Annotated in this window: 15 protein-coding genes and 1 tRNA gene; 11 read left to right on the top strand and 5 right to left on the bottom strand. The window is 45.4% G+C overall.

Annotated features, from left to right (window positions below; all coding sequences use genetic code 11):
* Positions 1-74: 74 nt before the first annotated feature.
* Positions 75-4,949: an IPT/TIG domain-containing protein gene (locus FAM09_RS18980; protein WP_136578714.1), complete on the bottom strand. Its 4,875-nt coding sequence runs from the start codon at positions 4,947-4,949 to the stop codon at positions 75-77.
* Positions 4,950-5,308: 359 nt separating this feature from the next.
* Here FAM09_RS18980 and FAM09_RS18975 point away from each other — a divergent pair, with 359 nt between their 5' ends.
* The 7 genes from FAM09_RS18975 (at position 5,309) to FAM09_RS18945 (ending at position 14,428) form a co-directional block, all read left to right on the top strand.
* Positions 5,309-5,719 carry a hypothetical protein gene (locus FAM09_RS18975; RefSeq protein WP_136578713.1) on the top strand — a complete coding sequence of 137 codons (411 nt, stop codon included), beginning with the start codon at positions 5,309-5,311 and terminating at the stop codon, positions 5,717-5,719.
* 7 nt (positions 5,720-5,726) lie between these two features.
* On the top strand, positions 5,727-6,410 hold the full coding sequence (locus FAM09_RS18970) for a hypothetical protein (protein WP_136578712.1): 684 nt from the start codon (positions 5,727-5,729) through the stop codon (positions 6,408-6,410).
* Positions 6,411-6,730: 320 nt separating this feature from the next.
* Entirely contained in the window at positions 6,731-7,312 is a 582-nt protein-coding gene (locus FAM09_RS18965) for an RNA polymerase sigma factor (RefSeq protein WP_136578711.1), read from the top strand.
* A 61-nt stretch (positions 7,313-7,373) separates the two neighbouring features.
* Entirely contained in the window at positions 7,374-8,564 is a 1,191-nt protein-coding gene (locus FAM09_RS18960; protein WP_136578710.1) for a FecR family protein, read from the top strand.
* A 237-nt stretch (positions 8,565-8,801) separates the two neighbouring features.
* Complete coding sequence (locus FAM09_RS18955; RefSeq protein WP_243751735.1) at positions 8,802-12,284, top strand: SusC/RagA family TonB-linked outer membrane protein; 3,483 nt, start codon at positions 8,802-8,804, stop codon at positions 12,282-12,284.
* Between the two features lie 10 nt (positions 12,285-12,294).
* A complete protein-coding gene (locus FAM09_RS18950; RefSeq protein ID WP_136578708.1) occupies positions 12,295-13,914 on the top strand; it encodes a SusD/RagB family nutrient-binding outer membrane lipoprotein in 1,620 nt (539 codons plus the stop codon).
* Positions 13,915-13,933: 19 nt separating this feature from the next.
* The gene (locus FAM09_RS18945) at positions 13,934-14,428 is read left to right on the top strand and encodes a DUF1735 domain-containing protein (protein ID WP_136578707.1); all 495 of its coding nucleotides are present in this window, start codon (positions 13,934-13,936) and stop codon (positions 14,426-14,428) included.
* Positions 14,429-14,601: 173 nt separating this feature from the next.
* Here the strand turns inward: FAM09_RS18945 and FAM09_RS18940 are convergent, their stop codons facing one another.
* Together FAM09_RS18940 and FAM09_RS18935 are read right to left on the bottom strand one after the other, a co-directional pair.
* A complete protein-coding gene (locus tag FAM09_RS18940; protein WP_136578706.1) occupies positions 14,602-15,060 on the bottom strand; it encodes an Arm DNA-binding domain-containing protein in 459 nt (152 codons plus the stop codon).
* Positions 15,061-15,271: 211 nt separating this feature from the next.
* Positions 15,272-15,343, bottom strand: a tRNA-Arg gene (locus tag FAM09_RS18935).
* 243 nt (positions 15,344-15,586) lie between these two features.
* Here FAM09_RS18935 and FAM09_RS18930 point away from each other — a divergent pair.
* The 3 genes from FAM09_RS18930 (at position 15,587) to FAM09_RS18920 (ending at position 17,514) form a co-directional block, all read left to right on the top strand.
* Positions 15,587-16,084, top strand: coding sequence for a DinB family protein (locus FAM09_RS18930; RefSeq protein ID WP_208025603.1), 498 nt, complete (start codon positions 15,587-15,589; stop codon positions 16,082-16,084).
* Positions 16,085-16,204: 120 nt separating this feature from the next.
* Entirely contained in the window at positions 16,205-16,651 is a 447-nt protein-coding gene (locus tag FAM09_RS18925) for a VOC family protein (protein ID WP_136578704.1), read from the top strand.
* Between the two features lie 212 nt (positions 16,652-16,863).
* Entirely contained in the window at positions 16,864-17,514 is a 651-nt protein-coding gene (locus FAM09_RS18920) for a tetratricopeptide repeat protein (RefSeq protein ID WP_136578703.1), read from the top strand.
* Positions 17,515-17,684: 170 nt separating this feature from the next.
* Here FAM09_RS18920 and FAM09_RS18915 read toward each other — a convergent pair whose 3' ends face one another.
* Complete coding sequence (locus tag FAM09_RS18915; protein ID WP_136578702.1) at positions 17,685-20,093, bottom strand: ATP-binding protein; 2,409 nt, start codon at positions 20,091-20,093, stop codon at positions 17,685-17,687.
* A gap of 46 nt (positions 20,094-20,139) precedes the next feature.
* Positions 20,140-21,501, bottom strand: a complete 1,362-nt coding sequence (locus FAM09_RS18910; protein WP_136578701.1) for a sigma-54-dependent transcriptional regulator — start codon at positions 21,499-21,501, stop codon at positions 20,140-20,142.
* Positions 21,502-21,820: 319 nt separating this feature from the next.
* On the opposite strand from FAM09_RS18910, the gene FAM09_RS18905 reads away from it, so the two are divergent.
* The gene (locus tag FAM09_RS18905) at positions 21,821-25,000 is read left to right on the top strand and encodes an ATP-dependent helicase (RefSeq protein ID WP_136578700.1); all 3,180 of its coding nucleotides are present in this window, start codon (positions 21,821-21,823) and stop codon (positions 24,998-25,000) included.
* The last annotated feature ends 179 nt before the right edge of the window (positions 25,001-25,179 follow it).

Below are 25,179 nucleotides of genomic sequence, written 5' to 3'. Positions count from 1 at the left end.
AAAAGGGATCATTTAATATGCAAAAATGATTTGTTTTAACACGCAAAACAAATCGCGTATGTGACGATTTTGATCTATAACTTAATAAACTTCAAATAAACCGCCACTCCGCTGCGGTTGCGTAAAATAGCAACATACATTCCTTGTCTTAATCCTTCAGCAGCAATCTCTACGCGCGTACGATTATTTATATCCATGCGTAAGAAAGTTTGTTTGCCGTCTATGCCCGTTATCTGCAGTTGCTGCCAGCGGTCACTCAGGCGCAGGCTGTCGATGATCAGCGCCCTTTGTACCGGATTAGGATAATAACGCAATCCATATTGCGCAGCAGGCACCGGATCAATACCGGTTATTTTATTAACGGTAAAGCTCAGGCCCGGGCTGTTCACTACTTTAACTGTAGCACAGGAATTTGAAAAAGTAAGCACGCACCTGATTTTATCTCCGGTTGTTAATGGTTTGTATGCATAAGTACTAACACTCGCCTGTGCCGGTAGATCCTGCCAGTTGTGCGTACTTGTACTATCCTGCCACTTCAACTGGTAACCGGGTACATTGGAAACGTTTGCACTTATTACAGTAAGATCTCCTTCCGTTACCACGTTATTTCCAGTCACAGCAACTACAGCATCAAGCGTATCCTTTACTGTTAAAGCTCCCGTACTTGTGCTTACTGTTGGCTGTGATAAGCAAATATTGTTATGCGTAACCTCAACTGATATCCTGTCCCCATGTTTAAGAGAATCAGTAGTATACGTGCTGCTGTTTGTACCTACTTTAACGCCACGGACCTTCCATTGATACACTGGGGCCGGACCCACATTTTGCGCAACGGCAGTAAATACTACCGGCTCACCTTTGCATATAGTAGTTGCCGGCGATTCAATACGCACGTCAGGCGCATATAAAGTAGTAACTGTTATGGTGTCGTAAGCGGGACAGCCGTTGGCACCAATCGCTCGCAATACATAACTGGTAGTGAAGTTAGGATAAACATAAACCTGTGCAGTACCCGAACCGAACGGCGAGTTAGTGGATAATAAATACCATTGGTACGTATTGCCGGCTATTGCCGGTGTACCAAGAGCAGCGCCCTGCGCTGAACAAACAGCAGTATCCCGCCCTGCATTTACATAAGGCGCGGGTTTGAGACTAACAGTAACAGTATCATAAGCAATTTCTCCTTCTTCGTTGGTAACTTTCAGATAGTAGGTAGTATTTACCAATGGTCTCGGTACCGGATTTGGCAAATTGGATGTAAATCCTGCCGGGTTCGATGTCCAGGAATAATAATCGCCGCTTTCCCTGGCCCCTATACTAACAGTATCATTCACACAACCGATCTTATCGGGGCCGGCATTGGCTGTTAATGCAGCCTTGCAAAAATCAGCTTGCATCTTTACGAAGAAGCCATCGGTTAAGTGTTGAAATGAATTAGGCCATGTAATGCCGAAGATATCATGCACATCGCCGCCAACTGATTTTCGGGCATTAGCGCCAAGTATCACCTGGTCTTTGCTGTTAATGTACAAACTGGTTGGCGACACTAAGGCACCGAGGTAATTATACCCGCTGGTATACACTCGTTTAAATACGCCGGCAGTGTCATACTTCGCCACATAACATTCGCCCTGGTTTATAACCAACGTCCTGTTATTTCCATCTGAAGAAGTCAATTGGAAGGAAGATAAAGGCACGCCGTTGTTGTAAAGCTGACCGGCTGCATACACCTCGTTGCCTCTGGCATATAATGCTGTGGTTCCCCCATAATAAGGATAACGGCTTCCCACGCCCCATCTGCGTTTGCCATTGGTATCGAATTTATACAATGCAAATGCGGCCACACTGTCTTTGGCTACAGTGCCATCGCTATGGGTAATATTAATGGTAACCGGCATTCCCCAGTTGAACATCTCTCCGGCTACATACGTATTGCCATCGTCGTCGGCAACTACTTTGGTGAGGCGTGCATCTCCGTATTGATAGCTCGACACAAAATTATTATGCCATTGAACGGCTCCGGCAGCATCGTACTTAACCATAAAAGCCCTATGATAGGCCGTCTGCCCCTGCAGTTTTACCCGTTCCACACCGCTAACGTCATATACACCCAGATAATTTTCATACGTGCCCACCAGGTAACTGTTTCCTGACTTATCTACACTAACATCCGACAGGCGATGCCAGTTAGTTGCCTGGAATCTCAGAACGGCATTCCACATCAGCGTGCCATCCGGCCTTATTTTCAAAACAGCGTGATTCTCGTGCTCCCTCACACCCGATGGTATATCATATAACTGTTGAATAACACCATTTCTGGCATAAGATAATGTTGAAAAAAATCCGCCAACTACAATAATATGATTATCCTTAATGGTAATACGCTCGCCTTTGGCGTTGGCAGCAAAACCCTGCCACAATTTAATATGATCGTACAGGATGGTATGCCAGATATACTTACCGTTGCGATCGAGTTTTAAAACAAATCCGTTGGTACGCGCGCCCAGGTAAGTGGTATCAACAGGCGCGGCATAGAATTGCATGGAATCGCCATCGCCAAAGTACAGCCATTGGGTAGACACAGCATAACCGGTGAGATAAATATTACCCTGTGCATCTGTTTGGCCTGCTGCAAATGCCCCTGCACCCGGCTTAAAGTAGTGCACCCATTTCAACACACCGCCCACATTATATTTCGCGAAAAAACTATGGTTACCTGTAGCAAATTCTTTTGCAACACCGATCATGCTTCGCAGTTTCGGAGCACTGGCGGTTGACCCAATAACATATGTTCCGTCGTCGTAACTATTCATTACCTGGCTTACGGCCATACCTGTTGCACCTGTAGAGTCCATTGGGTTAATAAAGCAACTCGCATCTGTTACCGGGCTGGTATAAACGAATACAGCATTTGCATTCACGGTATCGCGGCATCCATTTTCGCTGATGCTGATGAGCTGCAGCGTTTTTTGTCCACTGCCGGCATATGAAATACCAGGCGCCTTTACACCGGTGGCTGTGGCAGTACTGGCATCCTGATAAAACGTCCAGAGATAGTCCCGGGCTTCTCCCGCCTGGGCAGCATAAGTAACCGTTTCACCCGGGGTTATATTCACCTGGTCGGCCACGAACCGGGCCCGCGTATGTTCAACTTTGATATTAAAATAGGTTTTGAAACCATAACCTACCGGATCTCCGATCCGGTTTGCACGTACACGATACTGCCCGCTTTCCGATATAGGAGAAGTAACAAAGCTAATGGTACCGCCATTACCCATTGCCGAGCCACTGACCGTTGCACCAAAGCCCCAGGACATCAGTTGGTACAAAACACCTGGTTCGGAATTTTGAATGGTGACCGTTACCGACTCCGCTTTACACAATATACTATCGGAAATAGCTGAGGGAAGATCAACATTCGGTACTCCCAGGTAAGTAAATCCATCCTTTATGGCACTCCCATTCTGCACAGTAATGACCTCTACATTTCCTGATGATCCGGCACCAACCACGGCCTGGATCTGGGTATTAGAAATAACAGTGAATGAACTGGCCGGAACACCGCCGAAACGAACATGAAAAGCTCCTGAAAAATTGTACCCGTTGATCGTTACAACATCCCCCTGGGCAGCAGAAGTGGGCGTAAAGCTGGTGATCCACACTTTTGGATAACCAATATATTTAACAAGCGTGTCGCTATGCGTACCATCCGAAACAACCAACTTGATGGTATCCCGAAACTGGTAAATGCTATGTGTAAAACTGGTATGGTACGAAGTACTGATCAGCGTATCGTTCTTAAACCATTTATACTGGTATATTGGTTTTGAATAATTTCGCAGGTTAATAGTACCCGTAGCTTCTACACCATTCGTATCAATTTTGAAAAAAGCAACGGGCAAAGGATTGTCGCTGCTGTTTGTATTAATTTCAATAAACCCATGACCGCCTCCGGCCCACAATTGATTTGAATTGAGAACCTGGATATCGTTATGCGAATAATTTAGATGAGAAAAATTATTATCGCGCGGCAGCGGTTGCCATACTTTACCAGAATCGGTTGTTTTATAAACGTTAACCAATGCGGTAATGCCATACCCTGTACTGTCGTTCACAAAACAGAATTTTGAACTGGAGAAGGGGGTAATATCGGGATCGTTTTTTTGCTCCCAGGTGATACCGCCATTCGAGGTATAATACACCACGCCATTCTGATCATCATTCTTCATGATCAACCAGCCTTTGGCAGCTGTGAGAAACTGGGCGTAAACAATTTGTCCTGGCGGCTTCATCAGTTCAATCCATGTACTACCGCCATTGGTTGTTTTGAATAGTTTATTAGTAGAATACATCGTGCTGAAAGCAAATACGTTGTCATTGTCAACCGCTAACACATGGTCGTAATACCGGTCTACATCGAGCCGTACTACAAACCAGGTACGTCCTTTATTAGTGGTTTTTAAAATACGGTCGGCTTCTACCGCATAGCCGATAGTATGATCCTGCGGAAAAACCATACTTGTAATACCCGATTTAAAGGCAAAGCCATCATAACGGTCGTGGTAAACCAATGTAAAACTGTTTCCCCGGTCGGTGGAATATAAGATGGATGGAACCATACCATAATCACCGTATACAATAATGGTATCCTGGTTAAAAGCCTTTACGCCTTCGATGCCGAAACCAAAAGTGAGATTAACCGGGTAATTATTAAAATTTACATTGCTGAGGGTAATATACTTGCGGGTAATGGTACGCCCGCTGTCGGTTGTAAAACCAATATATTTGGTGTAAGCCACATAACCTTCGGAAGGGGAATAAAAACTGAATTCCTGTACTTCATTCATATCATCTGCCGCATCTATAGAAAGCTGGCGCATCTGGGCGCTGGAAGAGTTTCTACAAATCAGGAAAATTGCCAGGATCAGGAGGGGATACAATTTTTTCATAACCGCTTTAAAAATGAGCTGCGGCCAAAATAATACAAAAAAGCCAGTCGCAGAACCGCTTCAGGCGATTAAATTTAATTAATATACGATTTATTCCTCGATGGCCCCAAATCGGTTGTATAAGCGGTTGAGCCGGGATCTACCTCCGGTGATATTGCACCTCCAATGGGATCGGAACCGGACCGTTCGTATTTATGTTACCCGGGGTAAGATAAACCCAGGCCAGTTTGAAGTCTTTGGTTTTGGAACACGATCTACATAATTAATATTTACTACAACAATCCTTATAAGGGCAACGTTTATGGTACCACCCACCAATAACCTATTTATTTTTTTAATATAAACACAAAAATCTAACCATGGGATTACTAGAAAGAAGAGCCGTAAAAGCATTCCAGGATGGCAGTTACCCAAAATTAACAAACGAGATCAATACACTTGCCGGTTACCCCATTGAATTTGAAGTAAACTGGGATACCCTGGCCGTTGAAGAATATTCACATCTGTATGAAGAAGCCTTTTCTAAAGTTTATTTTACACCATTGATCAATGCAATAAAAGAAATTACGGTCGACGATATGGGCAAAGAAGCGCTTAAGGAATCCCTGAAGAAAGTAGTTATTAAAAATGAAGGCGGCTTTTATTCCGCTCCCAGTGCATATTCATTCGATGGCGGTGTTTTAACAATAGATCATGAACCATGCAGTAATATAGATTATGTTAATGACCGGTCAGAAGCATTAGGTAAGCTCTTAATGAAAAATTTATAGGGATAAAATGAGTAAATTAAATAATGCCTTAAGATCAGTTCCTGCCATTGATAAGCAGGAACTGTTATTTTATATTGCAGAACACTTTCCAGAAACTACGTTAAGAATAGCTACCGATTCCGGTCATTCCTATGGAGGCATTTTACTAACTATTGGTAAAGTCAAAAAAGATGATGCCTTTTTGGTTTTACAAATTATCGATGAAAGGCATCAATTGACTGACAGATTTATACATCTTTCTTTGCATAAAGTAGCGTCCATTGAGATGATAGATCCGGCAGATCTGGTCAATATTTTATCATTGGGAAAAATCACTACAGGTGAGCAGTATGAGATATCCGGAAAATTAGAGGTCCGCAGAGCGTTCCAATCTTTTTCAGAGACTATTTTTAATACCTGTGCAGTACCCGTTGAGGTACCTGCTATGGAGCTTCCGGAAGACGGCCAGCAACTAAACAGGGTATTAAAACTTACCCAAAAAATACAAGACGTAATTATTGACCTGCTTAAAGAAGAAGATGCACGTACCAGTTGGAAAGCCCGTTACACCAAAATAGTTTTTATAAATAACAATACGCTTGATGTAAAGGGGATGAATGATTCAATAGAAATACATTTTGCATTTAACAACATCACTGCACCTGAAATTTCCGCCGAAGCGCTAAATGGAATGTTAATGGGTATATTATAACGGTCGTCAATATTTAACTAACCCGTAATCATCGGGGAGAGTATTGATGTATTAAAATTAGAGCAGTAAAAATGTTGATGAGATATAAATTGGGGTAACTATCCTGTTGAACAGATAAAAAAGCAAGTGAGGAATGGCTATCAAATGCAGCAAGTATTTAACAAGAGGCTTATTACGGCAATAGAGGTCCGCTTTTACAATTGCGTCTACGCCTGAATTTATAATTCATCAGTAAGAAAAGGCAACGAAGCAAATAATGAGATGAACGAACCCTCGCTCTGGGATTTGCTTAAATTAGCAATTGTAAAGAGCAGGATCCATTGCCAACCGATCAGTCAAGAAATAATGAAAAGGAATTATTAGCCCGCCTGGCGGCAGGCGATGAAAAAGCCATGGAAGAAGCGTTCGACGCTTTTTACCTGCGGTTGTATTATTTCGCTAAAAAGCTTACCCGCAACGAATCCGAAGCCGAAGACATTGCCCAGGAAGCCCTGGTGAATTTTTGGGTGAATGTAAAAGACAAGGGCGTTCAGCCAGATAATACGGAGTCGTACCTGTTTCAAATGGTAAGGAACCGGTGCTATACCTTCAACATGCGCGAACTGATGAAGGCCGGCAAACAAGATGACCTTAGCCGCCTGGGTAAAGCATTTGAGCATGAAGTAGAGAACCAACTGATGCGCGAAGACATCTTCAACCGCATTTTCCGCGAATTCAACCGGCTGCCGGGGCAACAGGCGCTTATCATGAAAATGATCTACATAGATGGATTGCACACCAACGAAATTGCCGCCCAACTGAACATTTCTCCCAATAATGTAAGGAACCAAAAAGCCAGGGCCCTCGACAGGCTGCGGACCTTTTTGGCAGACAGCCTGAAGTTTTTTTTATTTTTTTATTAAATCATTGTGATGAAACGCCTGCTTCATTAGACTATACCTATGAAGGGGCGCCTGAATTACTATGCACGATAACCAACAATATATATTGACCATTCTGCAAAAAAAGCTGCAGAAGATTCCTTTAACGGAAGAAGAACAGGCACAATTGAACGAATGGCTGCAGGTTAATGAAGAAGACGCCCTGCTGCAACCAGGCGCCGATGAACAGGAATTGCTGGAATACCTGCAACTGCGAATGGACAGTGACCGCAACAGGGAAGCCTTTGAAAAATTCAGGTCACAGGCCTTTACGAACAGGGATGTTGTACATGTGAAGGCCCCGGCTCGCATGCGTTTTGCCTGGATCAGGTATGCTGCCGCCATTATAATAATTGCCGGTATTGCCACCTGGTTCATTACCGGTAACCGCAACAATGACCGGGTTGTAAATAATAAAGGCCACCGGAAAGTTGATATTGCACCTGGTCATGATGGCGCTATTCTAACATTGGCAAACGGTTCGCAAATGGTGCTCGATAGTTTGGGAAATGGGGTCATTGCAAGCCAGAACGGCGCGCAGGTGGTGCTGAAAAATGGGTTGGTGCAATACGATGCCACAGGCAAAATAGCTGCAGAGATCACCTACAATACCATGTCTACCCCAAGGGGCAGGCAGTTTCAGTTGGTGCTTCCCGATGGATCGAAGGTATGGCTCAATGCGGCCAGCGCTATAAAATACCCCACCACATTCACCGGTAAAGAACGCCTGGTTGAAATGAATGGCGAAGCTTATTTCGAAGTGGCGAAAGACGCCGCCAAACCATTTAGGGTAAAAATAAATGAAGGACTTTCTGTGCAGGTGTTGGGCACGAATTTCAATGTCAACGCATATGAGAACGAAGCTGCGGTAAAAACAACCTTGCTCGAAGGAAGCGTACAGGTTGTGGCGAAAAGTTCTGTCTTGTTGAAACCTGGCGAACAGGCAATTGTAACGCAGGCATCACAACTCGCTATCGACGACAAACCCTCCATCGATAAAGTAATGGCCTGGAAGAACGGCCTGTTCAATTTTGAAGGTATGCGGTTGAAGGAAGTAATGAAACAACTGGAACGCTGGTATGATATAGATGTGGTGTATGAACCGGGCGTGCCCGACATAGAGTTTTATGGAGAGCTCAGCCGCAACACCACCCTGATAGACGTTATTGCTGCTTTAAAAGATTCCGATGTGCATTTTCGCATAGAAGGCAGAAAGCTTATTGTATTGCCATGAAACTTCCCTGACCTTCATTCTGCTTTGCCATATCGATCGACTGAATAAAAAACCGCTGCGTCTGTTACCCGCAGCGGCCATAAGTTCAGTTGGTTGTAAACCGGTCAGCTATAACCAATTTAATCACCACCAAACCAATTGCAATTTATGCAAAAAACTACTTGGTCCGGTGCCGGCATGCGTGCGTCCCTATGTCACCTATGCCGGCGCCGAATCGTTACCAAAACTCTGTTAGTGATGAAGTTTACCGTATTGTTGATGACAGTGGCCTTGTTACAGGCGCATGCAAAAGGCCTTGCACAAAATGTGTCCATCTCGGCAAAAGAGCTTCCGCTTAAATCTGTATTTCTTCAAATTAAAAAACAAACCGGCTATGTTGTGTTTGGCAGGAGCGATCTGTTCAAAAATGCCAAACCTGTTACGATTTCTGTAAAAGACATGCCATTATCCGATGCATTGGAAATGATCCTCAAAGATCAGCCGTTGAATTTCAGGATCAATGGCAGGAACATCATTCTTTCAGCAAAAGCGCGGGAGCCAATTGTTACAGACGCCATAGAAGAGCAACCGGTGCCCGCAATTACATTATCCGGTAAGATCCTGGAGAAAGACGGCGCGCCTGTTCCCGGCGCTACCATTTCAGTGAAAGGCACAGATAAAGCCACTTCTGCTGCAGCCGATGGCCGCTTCCTGCTGCCGGGGGTTCCTGAAAATTCCCTTGTAGAGATCTCTGCCGTTGGGTTCACCAAACTCACATTGAGAATTACGGCAACGGCGGCCATGGTAACAAACCGCCAATTGAAAGAATTACTGGCAGACGGATCACCGGGAAACATCATTGTAAAACTAACGCGGGCCGTTTCATCGCTCGATGAAGTGCAGGTAACCGCTTACAGTATCGAGAAACGTACAAAAGAGATCGGCTACTCGATTGCAAAGGTCAGCGGCGAACAGATCAATAAAGCCAACCCCGGCAACCTGCTTACAGGGCTTATCGGTAAAGTATCGGGTATGACCATCACCACGCAAAGTTCCGATATGACACCCGAAATGCGCATCCTCGTTCGCGGCATCCGCTCTTTCGGGCAAAACAGCAACAACCAGCCCATGTTCATTTTGAACGGAGCGCCATTATCTTTTGGTAACGACCAAACCGCTGCACAACAGGTAATGAACTTCATCAACAATATCAATCCCGCCGATATCGAGAACGTAACCGTGTTGAAAGGCGCCAATGGTACGGCATTGTACGGTCCGGAAGGTATTAACGGAGTGATCATTATCACCACCAAAAAAGGACAGATCGGTAAACCCACCATCAACTTCCGCAATAATACTGCCTTTCAACGGGTAGATTACCGGAGAGAAAGAAGGCAACGCATGTTTGGGACCGGGTCGGGCATTACCGATGAATTTGGTAATGGTATCTATGATGCACGATCAACCTATGGATGGGGGCCGCGGTATGATGGTACATTGGTGCCGATCGGCTATCCCGATGAAAATGGTGAAATACAAAAAGTGCCTTATCACGATACAAAGGACGCACGGAAATTTTTTGAGGTAGCAAAAACGATCAGGAATAATTTATCTTTTTCTTCATCCGATGCGCGTTCTTCCTTTTACCTGGGCCTTGGTCATACAACGCAAACCGGTCTTGTGCCAAAAGATAAACAGAATCAATCAACAGCTTTGTTGAATACCAGCAGGAATTTCGGGCTCGTAGATATAAGGATGAATGTGAATTATGCCCGCACCAGCGATGACCGCGGACCCGACATTTCGGCGAATGTAAGGAGTATACCAACGTTCATTCCAATTTTGCAATACAAGGATTATTTGAATGACCACTGGTCGCAACACGACCGGTACTGGAACGGCATCAGTCCATATGAGACGATTGACATCAGGCGTAGCAAATCTACCACCAATGCCGTTTCCGGTAACCTGATCGTGGAAGTGAAGCCTTTACCCTGGCTGGTTATACGCGATCAACCTGGCATTAATTATACGGGTATATATCGAAAATCGACTGTGGCGCCGGTGAACTATGCCGACTTTGCAGCACAGGATTATACGAAGATGTACGACCAGCCGGCTTCTGTTGGCGAAGACATGTCTGCCAGTTCTTCTATCAATAACGATTTCGTTGTTTCTACTATTCATCACCCGGGTAATTTTCTTGTTCGTACTAATGTAGGTAATACCATCCGCGAGAACTATTATAAACAGCTTAAGTCTGGTGCCTCACTGGTGGTGCCGGTATATAATCTCGCTTTTTACCGGTATTCTCCCACCACACAGGAAATAGCCGTATTATCCCGGTCATGGTCATTGTTCGCAAATTTGTCTGCAGGTTATAAAGACCGCATTTTCCTGGAATTGACGGGCCGTAATGAATGGGATTCAAAAAGAGCAAAGGTTGCACGCGGACAGGATATGTATTTTGGCGCCAACACTTCTGCAATACTTACCGAGATCTTTCCGGGGTTGAAGAAGTTGAAATGGCTGAGCACTGCCCGCCTTCGTGCCGCTGTAGCGCAATCGGCCAATATGAATATTGTACCTTACCAGTCCGAGCGCATATTCGGTCTTGGTTGGGGGTATCCCTATATGAATAACAATACCGGCGATTATTTGCTGGGATATTCATTTTATCCCGATAACCCTAACCCATTGTTGAAACCCGAGCGGGTGATCTCACAGGAATATGGCGGTAACTTCTCTTTTTTGAATGACCGCATCACGGTAGATCTTACGTATTATCACCAGCGTAACAACTCCGTTATTCTGAACGTGGCCAATGCCTGGCTCAGTGGTTACCCCAGCATCGATAATGCCGGCTCTTTCCTGAATGATGGATGGGAGCTGGATGTAAAAATCGATCCTGCACTGCAATTGCCCGATAAAATGTCGCTTTCGCTTGAAGGCCGCTTTGCCATCAACGACAACAAAGTATTACGCCTTACAGATGTGTACAATGGCCTGTTTCCCGCAATAGACGGCTCGGGTCAGCGATACTATGCACAGGAAGGATCGCATGCCTACACCTTTGCCGTTCATGATTGGAAGCGTGATCCCCGCGGCCGGGTGATCGTTGATAAAGTGACCGGTTTACCAAAACCGGAGGGTTTCTACGATTTTAGCCTGCGTGGGCGCACCCTGCCCAGGTATGCGGCATCCATTGGTATCAATTTCAACTGGAAGAATTTCTCTACCAGTATCCTGCTCGATTACCTGGGCGGCTACGATCATAAGTTCAGCCCCGACATATGGTCTGGCATGCATACGCTTACTACACTTAATGGAAGAGAACGGTTTGTATTTCCCAATTCCGTTTACGATGATGGTTCCGGTAAATATGTCGAGAACACAGATGTGGTAGTGAATTCTGCCAACCAGGAATTGTATTCCAGGTTCGACCAGGTTGACCTGCATGGGCTTACCAGCGGAGCTTTCTGGAAACTTCGTGAATTGGTGTTCCAATACGCATTCCCCATGAAAAGAGGTGTACTGAAAGAAGTGAACTGCAGCCTCTACGGCAGGGATTTGTTTTCCATATACCCGCGTTCCAATATTCAGGGAGACCCGGGTTTGATCAAAGGCCCCGGCCAGCGCGAATTTTCTTCCGTACCTAATAACCTCACCGGTGGAAGCTCAGACAATACGGCATTGCCCGGAACAGTAATGTATGGTTTCACTGTAGGAATTAAATTTTAAAAACACGACCATGAAATTTTCAAATAGAATATGGGCCTTGCTTTTGTGTGGTACCCTTATTATGGCAGGGTGTAAAAAAGGCTGGCTCGATGTGAACTATAATCCCATGGACCTTACCGATACGGATGCAACACCCGACCTGATACTGGCGCCCCTGCTCGAAAACTCCATCGCTGCAAGAGATACCCGTTTTCTGCAGCACTGGATGGGCTATTGGTGTTATTACCAGTTTCCCGTAGGGCATGCATTGGTAACGTATAACCGTACACAGGCCGAAGTGCAGTATTTCTCCGCCAGGGTAAGCGCCGAGATCCCTTTCCTGGAAATGCGTTCGCGCCAGTTGAACCAAACATTTTATACCGGTATTGCAAAAGTGTTGAAAACAATACAGTTTCAACGGGTAGTAGATGTGCTGAACAATATGCCTTATTCCGAAGCATTCAATGCATCGATCCTGCAACCCCGCTACGACGATGCGCGGTTGATATACGAAGACCTGATGCGGCAACTGGATACCGCTTCAACACTTATAAAAAATGCGAACTTAAATGCCAATCTGAAGATCGATATAGCGGATATTATGTTTCATGGAAACAAAATAAGCTGGCTGAAATTCATCAATACCCTTAAGCTGCGGCTGCTTGTACACCAGGCCAATCGCGCAGACCGGGCAGCTTATATCGCAGCAGAAATAGCAAAGATCAAAAATGATGGCAATGGGTTTTTGGAAAGCGGCCAGGATGCAAGCGTGAACCCCGGTTACACGATCACTAAGAAGTTGTCGTATTATTTTGGATGCTTTTCCAACCACAACCAGTATGGCGGGGGCGATTTTGACGCAATACTGCAAATCGGCTCTCACGATTGGTCGCGTGCCAATGTGTATGCCATGAACCTGTTGAAAGCCGATGAGGACCCACGCCTGGGGCTGATCTACAGTTCGGTGGATGAGCCTTTACCCGCCGGCGCCCCCGAACCCTTTGCGCAACCCGATCCCCAGGATTTCAGGGGCAACCAATACGGGTATTTTGTAAACAGTGCCGAATATCCCTACCAGAATATTCCCTATATCTCTACGGTAGGCGGATCGCGCAACAACGACATCGTATCACCGTACGCAAAAGGCATTATTAAAGGAAGGGATATGGCCGACTGGATCATGACCAGTATTGAAAGCAAGTTTTTACAGGCCGAAGCCATTTACCGCGGCTGGTTGCCCGGCGATGCAGAAACGGCATATAAGGAAGCCGTGCAGGAATCTTTCCGTTGGCTGAATGCCGGCGCTAACAACACCATGCCGTCCTTGTCGGATGACGTCTTCAATAGCTGGTATGCGTCACAAACGGCAAATCCGCATGTTAACTGGATGGCGGCGCCCGATAAATACAAGCTGCTCATGTACCAGAAATACGTCGCTTTCAACGGCATCGAACCACTGGAAACATGGACGGATTACCGGCGCAATGGCCGTTATCCAGATGTGCCCGCGTCTGTAGCGCCTCAGCGCGTAGGAAATGTTATTCCAATCCGGTTGCTGTACAACCAGAACGAATACATCATCAATGCAAAAAATGCAAACGCACAGGGCCAGATAGACATTTTCAACAGCAAAATATGGTGGATGCCATAGCAACCAAATACTTCAACACATGAAATATATCATTCCATTTGCGCTTATTTTCTTAAGCGCCTGTCTAAAGAACGAAGTAACACTCGATTATTCCGGCATCAAACCGGTGATCGTTATTCCAAATGCCAACTGGCCGGTGAAAGGATATGCCCCGCAGCTTACAGACAGCGTTGCCGGCATTACCCGGCTGAATGTGTATGCCCGGGTTTCGCACGAAAAACCGCTGGATAAAGACGTGCGGGTGAAGTTTGTGATCGATAACGCGCAGGCAGAACAGTACAATAACCAATGGGGCGCCGACTATCGTTTGCTGCCTGCCAATTGTTACCAGGCAAACGCCATGGAAATTACCATCCCCGCCGGTACGCAACAGGTCCTGTTGCCTGTTACGATCATACCCGGCAATATGGATCCGCAATATAATTACATTCTGCCAGTCAGTATTGCATCTGCCGACGGGTATACCGTGGGGGCGAATTTCAAGACCATGATCTTTACGTTGAAAGGGCGGTAAGAAAAACCGGGGCCGGAATGGCTCCGGATTTTTTATTACTTTACTCCCATGAAGCAGTTGCGCTTTCTTCTGGCAATAATAGCATTGGTTACAGGCAGTAGTGAAATTTCAGAATCCTCAAATTAGTATTGGAGAGTTTGCTGTTATCAGCGTACAGATTCTTCTTCCAAAAATCAAATTGGATGAGGTGTAACATTTCCTCCATGGTGGGCCATTCTTTGTCGAAGGTGCTTTACCACGTCTTTTATCAGTTCATCCTGTACCAAACTAAAGGCAGCGTTTTCCTTTCGTTCGACCTGTTGCTTTTGACCAGTGATGGGCGTTTTATAGGAGGCAAATACCTGCTCGGGCGTTGCCAATCCGTGTTTAGCTACGACCAGATCAAAGTGCCGTTCCAGGTCTGTCTTCATCTGACCCAGCTTTTTATTAATGTCTTTCTGATCCGGATGGGAAGGTTGTACGGTTTTACTTTCAAAATCCCAATCATCGTTCAGGACTTTGCAGCCGGGAGAAATTTCATCTTCGAGCCCATCGATAGTCACACGGCAATATAGCGGGATGTAACCAGTTTTCTTATTGATCGTTTTCCTTTTGCGGTAGAAAAGGATGGATATGTTCTGATGCACTTGCATAATCAAATCATTTAAGGTTTAACCGCCCTTTCAAATGCTTAAAGAGATCCCGCTTATCGGGGGGCCTAAAAATAAGGCCCCCGAATAGGCCCCGACAGGTTTGAAATGATTTGAATTGATTTGATATGGAAAAAAATCTCCTGTAATTCAGGTTGGCAGCGACTTATAAGAAAATGACGTTCAAGATTGAACGTCATTTGAAGTTTGAAAGTAGTCCCGACAGGAATCGAACCTGTATCAAAAGTTTAGGAAACTTCTATTCTATCCATTGAACTACGGGACCAAACCAGCACCGACAGACTTCGTCCGCGACTGGTGGGTGGCAAAAATAAGAAGAAAACTAATAAACCGGGAGCTTCATCTGCGTAAATCCACTGGAAATCCTTCCTTTAGGATAATAACCCCGTCACCATAACACCCCACTCCATAAAAATTTCTCACCTTTATAATCCTACTGACATACTGTTGTCACTCCCTGTAGATAGGTTTGTGGCGTAATCATTACCATACTTAAAAAATAATAATCATGTCTACGAAAGAATTAACGCCAAGCGCTACAGCTTCTGTATTTACTCCGGAACAATTGCTCCGTCACTGGCAGGGTCACCGCGGCCTCACCCGTAAAATGATCGAAGCTTTTCCTGAAGACAAATTGTTTACCCATTCCATCGGCGGTATGCGCCCCTTCTCTGACCTGGTATACGAAATCCTGGGCATGGCCGCACCCTGCTTGCAAGGTATCGCTACTGAAAAATGGCAAAAATGGGCAGATGCCGCTAAAGTGAATACCAAAGCTGAACTGCTGGCGCTGTGGGACGAAGCTACCGCTCAGATCAACGAGATCTTCCCAACCATTCCAACCCAGCGTTTTCAGGAGCAGACTGTAGCTTTTGGTCAGTGGCCCGGCACCTGCATCTCTATTCTCTTCTATGCTATCGATAACGAAATTCACCACCGCGGTCAGGCTTACGTATACCTGAGAAGCCTGGGCATTGAACCACCTGCTTTCTGGGACCGTCCATAATTGCCATTCATTATAAATTTTAATTGCCCTCCCGATGCATCTGGAGGGCAATTTTGCTTGCGCAGGTTGTTACGTTTGTACTAACTTCCCATTTAATTGCAGCGATACAAACACTCACATATGAAAAAAGCATTCTGTTTATTAACTATTAGCGTAGCACTTTCCATGTCTGTCAGCGCTCAAAATAAACCCCGCCTCAACCATATTGCCCTCTATGTAATGGACCTGAAAAAAAGCACTTCCTTTTATTCAAATGTGGTCGGCCTCGATACCATTCCCGAACCTTTTCACGATGGCCGCCATACCTGGTTCAGCGTAGGCACTCATAGCCACCTGCACATCATTTCGGGCGCTAAGGAAAAAACGCCGCATGATAAAAACACGCACCTTTGCTTTAGCGTTCTTTCCATCAACGAATTCATTGCCAACCTCAAAAAGCACGGCGTGGAGTACGAAAACTGGGCCGGGGAGAAGAATGCCGTCACCAACCGGGTCGATGGAGTAAAACAACTCTACTTCAAAGACCCCGACGGCTACTGGATCGAGATCAATGATGACAATAAATAATTGGCGAAGAAATGCTTGACCAACGAAGGCTTTACCGGAGAGCGGCGCCAACTGGCAGAAGGCATAGAGGCTAAAAGGCATAAAGGAGGGCTCAACGCTCCAAACTAAAAACTAAGAACTTAAAACTGAAAACTGGTCCCGGCCACAAACCATAAACTATAAACCACAAACCGATTTAACCTATCTTTGCAATCCTTAAAAATTAAAGGTTTATGAAGTTTTATACATGGCTTATACGTTACCGCCTATATGTGGGTTTGGCGCTGATAGCTGTGGGCGTACTGGCCAATGTCTACAGCGGCTTTTGGCCTGCTTTCCCCGCCTATTTTATCGCCCTCATTCTCATTGCCGGCCACTTCTTTATTGGCCCCCTTCGCCTTATTCAGGAGCACATGGAAGCCGGTGATGTCGATGGTGCCGAACGCGTGCTGAATTCTGTAAAATACCCCAACCTGTTGTACAAACCCATCCGGTCGGCCTACTTTACCTTCAAAGGTCAACTGGCTATGATGAAACAGGATTTCGACGGTGCTGAAAAGAATATGAAGAAAGGGCTCGATCTGGGTACGCCCATGAAAGAAGTAAAAGGCGCCAGCATGCTGCAAATGGGCATGATCTCCTTACAAAAGAACGACTTTAAACAAGCTGAAAAATACATCCGCCAGGCTATTCGGGAAGGTTTGCCCGATAAAGAAAATGAAGCGGCTGCCTACCTGCAAATGTGTAATATCATGATGAACAAACGCGAGTTCAGAGCAGCAAAGGATTTTTTCCGCAAAGCCAAGGCCCTGAAGCCAACCACTAAAGAAATTGTAAGCCAGATCAAAGAAATAGAAAAATATATTTCGCGCATCCCTGGTTAAATCGAAGTACGAAGTACGAAGTCGGAAGTAAGAAGCTCAATCATTCATACTTCCGATTTTTTTATTTCAGAAGGCCCGAATGCTACCCTCCGCGTTTCGCCTTTCGGCCCATATCTCACACCCCAATTCCCCATCCCCCAATTCCAAATTCCTTTTCTTCCCTCTTACTCTCACAACTCAAAATCACGCTTTAACTGCCCCATACAAGCCTCCAACACACCAATCACCTCCTGCACCAGCCCGGGTATTTTATCCAGTTCTTCACTTTTCTTACCATTCATTTCAATCGTTCGCACTACATCTTTTATTTTGGTAATGCCCATACTGTCAATGGTCGCTTTCAGCTTATGCGCCAGCTTACTTACATTTAACCAGTTCTGCTGCGCTGTTTCTTTCTGTAAGTCTGCCATCGACGGCGGCACAGTGTCTATAAACAATTGCACCATCCGCTTAACAAAACTGGTATCGCCACCCGAAATGGTTTGTACCATGCTCAGGTCGTACAATTTTTCTTCAATCCCGGTAACAGAGGTATTTGATCCGTTCATAAGCTTCGCTTCTGGCGCACGTGCGCCGGTTTTTAAATTATTTGATATTACAATGAACAACCTTTGCTCATTGAATGGTTTGGGTAGAAAATCATTCATGCCTGCTGCCAGGTATTTTTCGCTATCCCCTTTTAATGCATTGGCGGTTAACGCCACAATGGGGATGCCCGCCTTAACGGGATCGCTCAACTGCCTGATGGCCCGGGTGGCCTCTATTCCATCCATTTCAGGCATCTGTATATCCATTAGAACAAGGTCGTAATTATTCTGCTGTATCTTGTCAACAGCCTCCCGGCCATTGTTTACAATATCAACGGTAAATCCCCACGACTCCATAATATGCCTGACAAGGTATTGGTTCAACTCCACATCCTCGGCCACCAAAACATACCTGCTGCCCAGGCTTTGATAATTCAGGTCTTGTGCCACGGTTGATTGATTGAGTTTAGATGAACTTATTGCAAATGGTAATTCAAAGCTGAAAGATGATCCTTTCCCCGCCTCACTTTCCACCTTTAATACCCCACCCATCATCGTTATTAATTCCCGGCATATGCTCAGTCCCAAACCGGTACCGCCATGCGTTCGGCTAATGGCCACATGCGCCTGCATAAACGGCTCAAATATCAAGCCCAACTGGCTCTCAGATATACCAATGCCGGTATCCCTTACGGTAAAAGCTATCCGCGCTTCATTCCCGCTTTTCTGTATTATACGAGTTTCAATAGTTACTACCCCTGTTTCGGTAAATTTAATGGCATTGCTGATCAAATTATTCATCACCTGGCTCAACCGGTACGGATCGCCTAAGACCACTAAATTGTCTCCTAACGAATTCTCGTGCACTAATCCAATGCCCTTTTCTTCCGCTTTGTATATAAATGATTGTAAACAAAGGTCAATTCTATCGGCCAGCGAAAATACCACATGCTCAAATTGCAGTTTGCCTAAAAGGATCTTCTCCAGGTCGAGCACATCGTTTACCAACAGCAACAAATTATTGGCCGACTCCTGTATCAATTGCAGGTAATTCCGCTGTTGTTCATCTAACCTGGTTTTGGCCAGCAATCCCGCTATGCCCAATACCCCGTTCATGGGTGTTCGTATTTCGTGGCTCATATTGGCCAGAAAAACTTCTTTAGCCCGCGCCGCTTCTTCTGTTATCTTCTTCGCCTGCTTCAGTTCCCGCTCGGCTTTTATGCGGTCCGAAATGTCCTGGGCAAAGCCAATTACATACGGCTCTACGCCCGGCACATCCATTTTATAGTTCTGGTACAAAAGGTATTTTACTACCCCGGTCTTGCCCTGTATCCTGAAAACCCCTTCCGATTTCCCTTGCCGCAAAATGGGTTGCAGGTAATTCATTTCAAACAACGGCTTATCCTCTTCCGGTATAAATTCCATCATCGGCTTGCCTACCATTTCACCGGCGGTATAATCAAGCGCCAGGCTCGCAGCGGGGTTCACCGATAATAACCTTCCATTCAGGTCATGCGTGCATATCCAGGCCTGGCTATAATTAAAAAGGTCGCGGTATTTCTTCTCACTTAATTGTATATACTCTTCCGCCCGCTTTTGATCGCTGATATCAATGCTGTATGCAATACAGAACTTCACATTTTCCTGCGCATCCAATACCGGTTGTATATGTCTGATATGATATTTAACCTGTCCGTCGGGGAACTCAAAGCGCTCCTCCCATTTTTGCATTTGCTTAGTTTGCACCGCTTCGTCTATCATCTCTTTGCGCCTGATGGCCAGTTCGGGTGGCTTTTGCCGTATGCGGCAATATTCTTCTATGGTTTTGCCTATCAGCCATTCCCGGGTGCTTGCTTCTTTTATTACCGCAGCATTTATAAACAGGAACTCACCGTTGATATTATATACGGCAATATCTGCAGGAATATTCATGAGCACTTCTTCATAAAATGAAGCCGGCGTTGTTAACGCAGGGCTCTTGCTTTCTCCGGCCCCGCCGGGTATTGGCGGAACATCCTTTTCTGCTTCCTGTATTTTTTTCAACGGTTTCATTGTAACAATGATCAACAAGGAACGAAACTGCTACTGGCAGCCTTTTTTAACGGGCGCTTAATTCACCGGCCTGTATCATGCGATAAATAGTCGATTTACCGATGTCGAGTTTTTTTGCTACCAGCAATACGTCTTTGTCGTATTTGTCGAGATAATGCTGTATGATCTGACATTCAAATTCTTTCAGGGTCCTGTCTTTATTCATCAGGTCATTCACCGAGGAATTGGAATTAAGGGTGATGTGTTCGGGTAGAATGGTATCGCCATCGGCCATTACAACCGCCAGCTCTATTACTGATCTAAGTTCCCGCACATTACCGGGAAATGCATGATGCAACAATCTTTGCTGGGCTTCGGGCGATAATAACTTCTTTTCAGTATTGTTTTCTTTGCAGAACTGGTCCATGAAATGCTTGGCCAGAATAACTATATCATTGCCGCGCTCTCTTAATGGTGGTATTTGTATAGGTAATCCAATCAAACGATAATACAGGTCTTCCCTGAACCGCCTGCTCTGCACTTCTTCCAATAGATTTTTATGTGTAGCTACAATAATGCGTACGTTAATGGGCACTACCTCGTTGCCACCCACCCGTGTTATTTCGCGCTCCTGCAACACCCTTAGCAACTTGGCCTGCAGGTTAATATCCAGCTCGCCAATCTCATCCAGAAAAAGTGTACCGTTATGTGCCTCTTCAAATTTACCAATCCGGCGGGTGATGGCGCCGGTAAATGCGCCTTTTTCATGACCAAACAACTCACTTTCGATCAGCTCCCTGGGAATGGCCGCCACATTCACCGCCACAAAGGGCTTTTTGCTTTTGTCGGAATTATAATGAATGGCCCGGGCCACCATTTCTTTACCTGTTCCGGTTTCGCCGGTAATTGAAACTGTGATGTTTGTTTTACAGGACTTTTCTATTAGGCTAAAAACCTTTTCAAACGTCGGGCTCTTTCCGATCAGGTACTTCGAGTAATCGTACTTTTTGCCAACCTGTTCTTTCAGGTGCTCTACCTCTTTCCGCAGGCCGTCGATCTCCTTCAAATGCAGCAGGCTGTTCCATAAGCGGTCTTTGGCGTCATCGTCTTTTACAATATAGTCGAAAGCCCCGTTCTTGATCAGGTTGATGGCTGTTTTAATGTCTTCCTGGCCCGAAATGATGATAACCTGAATGCCCGGGTCTACCTCCTTGATCTTCTTCAACACTTCACTTCCATCCATGTCGGGCATGGAATAGTCAAGGGTTACCACCTCAGGCCGCTCGTGCAACTGGTTTAGAAAGTCTTTACAGTTGTGAAACCGCTTTACCTCGTAATCGGGGTTAAGCGCCAGGTAATGCTGAAGCATGGAGCCATACCATACATCATCTTCAAGTATAAATATCTTTAATGGGTGTTGGTTTTTCATTATAACGAAAATCTGTAATGTTAGAACGATGGAAAATTATTTTTATTCCCAAAAAAAGAACGATTCCAGCTTTAAAACCCAACTTTCTTTTTTCCTCATAAGCTACTTATTATCAGTCACTAGTTGTTTCCCCTTAGTGGAATTGGGCGTATCTGATACACGAAAATGAAGCAAAATCTGGTAAAAATCACTCATTTGAGGCTACCAGCCAGATTAAAAAACTGAAAACTTTTGCACATTTAAAAAGTGTTTCTGAACATAAGCCCGTTATCATATTAGGCCAGCAGCGTATTCATTTACCCTTCGTTATCTTTGGTTAATGAGCGTGAATAGGGAGCGCCTTAATCAGAAATTTGTTGAGGAATACCAGAAGCTGAATGATCAGCAAAGGCTTGCCGTCGATACAATAGAAGGACCCGTAATGGTTATCGCCGGGCCCGGAACCGGAAAAACACAAATCCTTGCCAGCCGTATTGGCAAGATCCTGCTCGAAACAGATTCACAACCCCAAAATATTTTGTGCCTTACTTATACCGATGCCGGCGTAGTGGCTATGCGCAGACGGTTATCCTCATTTATAGGCCCCGACGCATACCGGGTGAACATCTATACTTTTCACGCTTTCTGCAATGATATCATCCAGGAGAACCTGTCGCTTTTTGAGAAGACCGCGCTCGATCCTGTTTCAGACCTTGAAAAGATCGATCTGTTCAAACACCTGATAGATACTTTCCCTAAAAATCACCCCCTCAAACGCTACCGGGGCGACGTATACTACGAAATTCATAACCTGCAATCGCTGTTCAGCACTATGAAACGCGAAGGCTGGTCGCCCGCATTTATCAATGAACGCATCGATGCATGGCTGGCCGACCTGCCTACCCGCGAAGACTTTATATATAAAAGAGCGTACAAGCAATTCAAGGCCGGTGATCTGAAGAAGGATAAGTTAGAAGAAGAAAAAGAGAAGATGGAAAAACTGCGGGCTGCCGTAAACGAGTTCGATCGTTTTCAGCAATTGATGCGCAGCCGCAACCGGTACGACTTTGACGATATGATCAACTGGGTGATCAAAGCATTTGAAGAAAACCCCACTTTATTAAACCGTTACCAGGAACAATTCTTATACATACTGGTTGATGAATACCAGGATACCAGCGGTACACAAAACCAACTGGTAAAATTATTGATCAGCTATTGGGAGGTGCCCAACGTCTTTGTTGTGGGCGACGACGACCAAAGTATTTACCGCTTCCAGGGCGCCAACGTAGAGAATATGTTGCAGTTTGCCAATTCATACAAGCAAGACCTGCTCACCGTTGTGTTAACCAACAACTATCGTTCTTCCCAACCCATCCTGAATGTTTCCATGACGCTCATCAATAATAACCACGAGCGGTTGGTTAAACAAATTGAGGGCCTCAGCAAAAATCTTAAATCGGCGCATCCGCGTTTCAGAACAACCGCACAAATGGAAGCCATTCCTGAAATAAGGGAATACGAAACGCAGCGGCACGAAATGATCGATATTACCATGCAGGTACAGCGCCTGCTGGCGCAGGGCGTGTTGCCGGGAAGGATCAGCATCATTTACCGGGAGAATAAATATGGCGAAGAGCTAAATCAATACTTCCAGTTACGGGACATACCGGTATACAGCAAACGTCATTTGAACCTGCTGCAGGAACCGCTCGCCCGAAAAATAATCCTGGTTATCAAATACATCGCCGCCGAACATGATATACCTTATGGCGGCGATGAAATGCTGTTTGAAATACTACACTTCGACTGGTTCAATATTCCGCCGGTTGAAATTGCCAAGCTAAGCATTGAAGTGGCCGACCGGCAATTTGGCAATAACAAAACTTCGTTACGTCGCTTATTGAACGATAAGGCCAACACACCGCCTGCCGATCTGTTCAGCAAGGGCCTGCATCCCGGTTTACAACAGGCGATAAAAGCACTGGAAAAACTCATTGCGGCGGTACCCAATGTAACGTTACCAGTGCTGATCGAAAATCTGATCCGCAAAACGGGTGTGCTCAACAACATCATGCAAAATCCCGAGAAACCGTGGATGATGCAGGTGCTAACCGCCCTGTTTGATTTTGTTAAAGAAGAAACCCACCGCAACCCTTTAATAAAGCTGATTGACCTGGTAGAGATCTTTGACCTCATGGAAAAAGAAGGGTTGCCATTACCACTTGTTCAGGTAAGCGGTAATGATAAAGGGGTAAACCTGCTTACAGCGCATGGCTCCAAGGGGCTGGAATTTGAATATGTATTTATTGCCGGAAGCAATGCTTCCTTCTGGGAAAAGAAACGCAAGCCCGGTGGGGGTTATAAGATCCCCGATAATATATTTTCTGCAACGTCAAGTGTAGCGGGTGCTGCCGCAGGAACCCAGGGAGACAATGAAGAGCTCCGTCGCCTCTTCTACGTAGCCATTACCCGCGCTGAACAACATTTATTCATTAGCTATAGCCGCCATAAAAATGATGGGAAGGAATTGGAGCCGTCTATGTTCCTTGCCGAAATACAGGAACACCATCACCTGCCGGTAGAAAAAGTATTTATCAGCGATGAGGTGCTTACCGAATTTCAAATGGTGCAATTTGCCGAAGCAGAAGCGCCGGAGATCGGCCGCATTGAAGAAGACTTTATCAGCGCCCTGCTCGATCGCTTTGTGATGAACGTTACGGCGTTGAACAATTATTTGAAATGTCCGCTCGAGTTCTATTTCAAAAACCTGTTGCGCATTCCATCACCCAAGAATGAAGCTACCGAATTTGGTTCGGCCATTCACCATGCCCTGCAACGGTTGTTTGAAAAAATGAGGGAAAACAAGAATGTGTTCCCGGGCAAGCTGGAGTTTATAGACGATTTTAACTGGTACATGCACCGCCACCGCGAAAACTTTACCCGGCAGCAGTTCGACCGCCGCCTCGAATATGGCCATGAAGTTCTCACAAACTATTACGACAAATACATCCACAGTTGGAACCGGATCGTTACCGTGGAAAAGAACATCCGTAACATTGTAGTGAACGGTGTTCCCCTCAAAGGCAAGCTCGATAAACTGGAATTCGATGGCAAACAGGTGAACATCGTAGATTATAAAACCGGCGACCCCGATAAAGCCAAAGCCAAACTGCAGCCGCCCAATGAAAAAGAACCCAATGGCGGCGATTACTGGCGCCAGGCAGTATTTTACAAAATACTGGTTGATAATTATGAAAGCCGCGACTGGCAGGTGATCAGTACCGAATTCGATTTTATTGAGCCCGATAAGAAGAAGGTATACCGCAAGGAAAAAGTGATCATTACCCAGCCGGATATTACCACCGTTTCGCAACAAATAGTTACGGTATGGCAAAAGATCCAGAACCGGGAGTTTTACATTGGTTGCGGCAAGGAAGACTGCCATTGGTGCAACTTTGTAAAAACCAATAATATGGCCATTGCCCTGCACGATCTGACCGAGGAGGAAGAGGGGTAAAGCCCGTTACAGGTTACAAGGCCCTTTAGATAACAGTAACCCCAAATGAGAAACCCTGTAACCTGAAACCTGGAACTTGTAACCAAAAAATAATAAGTCCCGAATAAAGCCCGGCAACCGGCACCTGGCAACCGGTAACTCTTTTCACCCGATTTAACGTCTTTTGAAGCAACATTTGC

This window comes from Niastella caeni (assembly GCF_004834005.1).
GTDB lineage: Bacteria > Bacteroidota > Bacteroidia > Chitinophagales > Chitinophagaceae > Niastella > Niastella caeni.
Note: the sequence above shows the minus strand (reverse complement) of the source record. Positions and strands in the feature narration are given on the sequence as shown.

What these genes read in the sequence shown, in the direction of transcription:
- FAM09_RS18980 (WP_136578714.1), bottom strand. Translation starts at nt 4,949, where the DNA reads ATGAAAAAATTGTATCCCCTCCTGATCCTGGCAATTTTCCTGATTTGT.
- FAM09_RS18975 (WP_136578713.1), top strand. Translation starts at nt 5,309, where the DNA reads ATGGGATTACTAGAAAGAAGAGCCGTAAAAGCATTCCAGGATGGCAGT.
- FAM09_RS18970 (WP_136578712.1), top strand. Translation starts at nt 5,727, where the DNA reads ATGAGTAAATTAAATAATGCCTTAAGATCAGTTCCTGCCATTGATAAG.
- FAM09_RS18960 (WP_136578710.1), top strand. Translation starts at nt 7,374, where the DNA reads ATGCACGATAACCAACAATATATATTGACCATTCTGCAAAAAAAGCTG.
- FAM09_RS18955 (WP_243751735.1), top strand. Translation starts at nt 8,802, where the DNA reads ATGAAGTTTACCGTATTGTTGATGACAGTGGCCTTGTTACAGGCGCAT.
- FAM09_RS18950 (WP_136578708.1), top strand. Translation starts at nt 12,295, where the DNA reads ATGAAATTTTCAAATAGAATATGGGCCTTGCTTTTGTGTGGTACCCTT.
- FAM09_RS18945 (WP_136578707.1), top strand. Translation starts at nt 13,934, where the DNA reads ATGAAATATATCATTCCATTTGCGCTTATTTTCTTAAGCGCCTGTCTA.
- FAM09_RS18940 (WP_136578706.1), bottom strand. Translation starts at nt 15,060, where the DNA reads ATGCAAGTGCATCAGAACATATCCATCCTTTTCTACCGCAAAAGGAAA.
- FAM09_RS18930 (WP_208025603.1), top strand. Translation starts at nt 15,587, where the DNA reads ATGTCTACGAAAGAATTAACGCCAAGCGCTACAGCTTCTGTATTTACT.
- FAM09_RS18925 (WP_136578704.1), top strand. Translation starts at nt 16,205, where the DNA reads ATGAAAAAAGCATTCTGTTTATTAACTATTAGCGTAGCACTTTCCATG.
- FAM09_RS18920 (WP_136578703.1), top strand. Translation starts at nt 16,864, where the DNA reads ATGAAGTTTTATACATGGCTTATACGTTACCGCCTATATGTGGGTTTG.
- FAM09_RS18915 (WP_136578702.1), bottom strand. Translation starts at nt 20,093, where the DNA reads ATGAAACCGTTGAAAAAAATACAGGAAGCAGAAAAGGATGTTCCGCCA.
- FAM09_RS18910 (WP_136578701.1), bottom strand. Translation starts at nt 21,501, where the DNA reads ATGAAAAACCAACACCCATTAAAGATATTTATACTTGAAGATGATGTA.
- FAM09_RS18905 (WP_136578700.1), top strand. Translation starts at nt 21,821, where the DNA reads ATGAGCGTGAATAGGGAGCGCCTTAATCAGAAATTTGTTGAGGAATAC.